This window comes from Candidatus Magnetobacterium casense (assembly GCF_019173545.1).
GTDB lineage: Bacteria > Nitrospirota > Thermodesulfovibrionia > Thermodesulfovibrionales > Magnetobacteriaceae > Magnetobacterium > Magnetobacterium cryptolimnobacter.
Window position 1 is genome coordinate 1 of the sequence record NZ_JABXWD010000570.1, and the last position, 1761, is coordinate 1761.

At 48.0% G+C, this 1761-nt stretch carries 1 protein-coding gene; it reads left to right on the forward strand.

What is annotated here, in order from left to right; translation table 11 throughout:
* Positions 1-1761, forward strand: a 1761-nt coding sequence (locus tag HWQ67_RS17655; RefSeq protein WP_218254011.1) for a GAF domain-containing protein, incomplete at both ends; no start/stop codon positions are given.

Sequence of the window (1761 nt, forward strand, 5' to 3'; positions counted from 1 at the left end):
CCATCTCCGTGCGCTTTCTTGGCGACAAGGCAATGTATGATACTGCACTGAGGCTGTATCTGCAATGGAAACCTGCAAGGGATGAGATTATATCTTTGGTAAAGGAAGGCAAACGGGATGAAGCAGAGACCATATTACATGCACGGCATACTGAGCATATGTCAGACATTAACAAGGCAACACACGCTATTGTAACTTTTGCCCAAAACAAGGCTGAGACATTTCTCCAGGATGCGGAGACTACCACTAAAGATGCGTTGGTTTTGATGTGGATATTTCTGCCATTTGCAGTGCTGGCTAGTGTGTGTGTTGTGTATTTGATCAAGAGGAGTATCACCGTCCCACTATCAGCACTGAATGCAGCGGCTCTTGAAATCGGCAAACAAAGACTGGACACCATAATCAATGTCGCCTCCGATGATGAGATAGGACAACTGGCTTCTGCCTTTAAGTCCATGACGAGGGAATTAAAGGAGTCTCGTCAGCGACTGACTGAGACAAACTCCATACTCCAATCAACCGTAGAGTCAACTGCCGACGGCATCCTTGTTGTAGACACGCAGGGGCGTGTGACATGCTATAACCATAAATTTGCCGAGATGTGGCGTCTTCCGCAATCCCTGCTGTCAAGCCGTAATGATGAACAACTCCTGAGCCATGTGCTTGCCCAGTTAAACGAACCGGAGGTCTTTCTTGCAGAGGTAAAGAAGCTGTATGCCACACCTGAGAGCAAGAGTTTTGACGTCCTGAGTTTCAAGGATGGCAGGGTGTTTGAGCGATATTCCCAACCTCAAAAGATCGAGGGCAATGTTGTCGGAAGGGTGTGGAGTTTTCGCGACATAACAAGACGCATGGAGATAGAGTCCAAACTGCTCAAGGAACTCTTGGTCAACAAGCGAATGTCTGAAGTGTCAGGTGAGTTAATAAAACCGTTGTCTATAGCAAACATTGCAGATATTATCAGCCGCTATGCCAAGGAATTAACGAACAGTCAATACGCCAATGCGAGCTACATCGACCAGTTTACGGGTCATCTTATTGCAACGGCTGTGAGTAAAGAGGTATGGGATCAGTGCCATGTGGGTAACCAGAGCCTGGTCTTTCGTAAGTTTACGGGACTATGGGGATGGGTGTTGAAGAACAAGAAACCCTTAATGACAAACACACCCACAGAAGACCCCCTGTATAAAGGGATTCCGGAGGGGCATGTACCGATCGAACGGTTTTTGTCGGTACCGGCGATCATTGACGATACCGTTGTTGGGCAGATAAGCGTGATTAACCCCGACAGAGACTACACGGAAGAAGACCTCCGTATCGCAGAACGTCTGGCGGCGCTCTTTGCCCTCGCCATACACAGAAGCCACACGGAGGAGGCTATCAGCAGGGAGTTGACCTTTCAATCATCCGCCGGCAAGATTGCAGAGGCCCTGTTGAATCCTAAGCTGGACAAATACGATATATCAAGGATAGTACACGAGGAAGCCTTGAGGCTCACAGAGAGCAGCCACGGTTATATCTCAATCATAGACGAGGCCACCGGTGATAACATCGCCGTCAACCTTACGGACATGATTGATACAGAGTGCAAGATAGCAAGAGAAAACCAGAGGATAAGTTTTCCTAAGTCTGCGGAGGGTTACAATGCACTATGGGGGCATTCTTTAAATACAAGAGAGGGATTTTATACAAACGCCCCTAAAGACCACCCCGCCTTTAAGGATTGTATCCCGCAAGGACATGTCACCATGCAGCGATTCT